Source organism: Synechococcus lacustris str. Tous, assembly GCF_003011125.1.
In the GTDB taxonomy this organism is placed as follows: Bacteria; Cyanobacteriota; Cyanobacteriia; order PCC-6307; family Cyanobiaceae; genus Synechococcus_D; species Synechococcus_D lacustris.
This window is the reverse complement of sequence record NZ_PXVC01000158.1, coordinates 1-1,928: the sequence shown is the minus strand read 5'-3', so window position 1 is coordinate 1,928 and position 1,928 is coordinate 1. Positions and strand designations below refer to the sequence as shown.

Sequence of the window (1,928 nt, the reverse complement as noted above, 5' to 3'; positions counted from 1 at the left end):
CTTTTATTATCTTCAAAAGTACCATTAGCTTGAACAAGAACAGACGTATATTGCAAATTATTGACGGCTCTATTGGCACCGAGCTGTTTCATTTGATCCTGAAGTTCGCTGCATCTTTGGGTTGCTGCAATTAGGTTGCTACTTGGTTTACTTTGTTCTGTGAGATTGGCGCGATCTTCTGAAAGTTTATTTTCAGCTAATTTCTGGGCGTATTCGGCCTGAATAGCTCGATTACCGATCATGAGATCTACCCCTACACCCGACACAAGTGTTTTTGCAACACTTAGTAGTACAAAAGCCGCAAGACTCCAATTAGCCTTAGAGGTATGTTTTGGCCTGCGATCAGTTGCATTCTCACCAGCAACGTTAGACGCCCATAAAAGAATAAATGATAATGCTGTACCTGCTGGTATAGCTCCCCAAGAAAAAAGACTTAAGCTAAAGCTAAACAATGGAATTGTTGTAACAAAATCCCATAAAGTAGAAATGCTCATCAGTTTCGCCACTGAACTAAGCGATCTGTCAAGCTCAGGAGTTGAGAATGCGTTACCCCGCATATTTCTACCGGGCACCCAAATAATATCCCGGAACTTACCGATTATCCCTTCCTCATTGGCAAGCTCAGTGTTTGCCTTTGTTTTTAGCCTCAGATCTGTTGTTATTTCCGTAGGGCAATATTCACACGGTGTGGCAGCAGCCTGCTTACGCAGTTGAGCTAACTCCGGCTGTTGCTCGAGCCAGTCAAATAAATCCTCGATATCGATCTGAGATTTGTTCATGGTTTAATCGTCAGAGAGATCAACGCTTTCGAGAAGTTCAACTGCAAGCTTAAGCCTTTGCAGATCAATAGCCCAATTTACTACAGAACTGGCATTGCCCTCTTCAATTTGCTTGCTGATAATGGTATCGTGATAATCCACCAGCCTGTTAACGATCTTTACTGCCAGCTCACGATCTTGATAGGGGTTGAGCTCACTTCTCGACTCAATTAGCTTGTATACATCTCGTGCATTATCAAGTTGCGCTCTAGTAAGAAGATCGCTTACGTTATCAGGCATTGTGCCTGGCCCTTGGTAGCTTCCGCTTAGCTCGGGATGCTTATTTTCTTCATCTGCCTCACGCATAAAAGCTGCCCAAATGAATTCTTAATTAGTTTTATTGTAATCATACTTTTCTAGTTGAATTGCTTTATCAACATTACGAAATATTTCCGCATTACTCAGGAATGTTCTTATCCAAAGCATAAGGCTTATGCACCAGGTGAGTAAACCCGTTGCAGTTGGCCGGCCACCCAGTCGTTTAGTTCGTCTAGCTTTTCACGCCCTAGGGCCTCAACCGCGATCCGTTGCCTCTGGTGCTTTCGGGTTAGCTCGTCGCCTTGATCTCGCTCAAGCAAAGCCATAGCCCGCTGGCCCCTCTCGAACTGCCGCAGGCTGCGTTGGTAGCGATCTGCGGTATCGGCGTAGCTGCGTGTGAAGTGCCGCAAGCATTCAAATTGACTTTTTGATTTTCAAATGGTAATTTATGCATAAATTTTGAATCAGATTTTGAAAATCACGAAACCATTTATTGTTATCCAAGCTTTTATCAACAGGTACACGGCAAAGATACCTAAAGATTTCCTTATACTACTCATCGCTTTTGGGGTAATATTTGGGGCTTTCGCCCTAAAGGATTTACTAGACTTCCGCGAAATGCCTCCCCTCACAAACGATCGATCGGAAGTATATGGATTTTATGAACCAAAAATACTGCTGAAAGCAGTAGAACGCTATCGTAAAATCAACGATGTCTCTTCAAAATCAGTTAACTACGCCAACGCAAAATACCAAGTTCCTTCGAGAACTGATATTTCACTTGATATAGATAATATTGTTTCTGTGGACGACGAAACGGCAATGGCGAAAATTGAAGGTACAATATTTGCT

At 42.8% G+C, this 1,928-nt stretch carries 4 protein-coding genes; 1 reads left to right on the top strand and 3 read right to left on the bottom strand.

The annotated features are described in order from the left end of the window. The 3 genes from C7K08_RS13775 to C7K08_RS13765 form a co-directional block, all read right to left on the bottom strand. The coding region (locus C7K08_RS13775; protein WP_133165309.1) for a hypothetical protein at positions 1-779 on the bottom strand (779 nt) is incomplete at its 3' end. A gap of 3 nt (positions 780-782) precedes the next feature. Further along, positions 783-1,124 carry a hypothetical protein gene (locus C7K08_RS13770; protein ID WP_106501094.1) on the bottom strand — a complete coding sequence of 114 codons (342 nt, stop codon included), beginning with the start codon at positions 1,122-1,124 and terminating at the stop codon, positions 783-785. Positions 1,125-1,249: 125 nt separating this feature from the next. Next, positions 1,250-1,486 (bottom strand): hypothetical protein, encoded by a 237-nt coding sequence (locus C7K08_RS13765; RefSeq protein ID WP_106501093.1) that lies wholly within the window; start codon positions 1,484-1,486, stop codon positions 1,250-1,252. 49 nt (positions 1,487-1,535) lie between these two features. On the opposite strand from C7K08_RS13765, the gene C7K08_RS13760 reads away from it, so the two are divergent. Continuing rightward, the coding region (locus tag C7K08_RS13760) for a hypothetical protein (RefSeq protein ID WP_133165308.1) at positions 1,536-1,928 on the top strand (393 nt) is incomplete at its 3' end.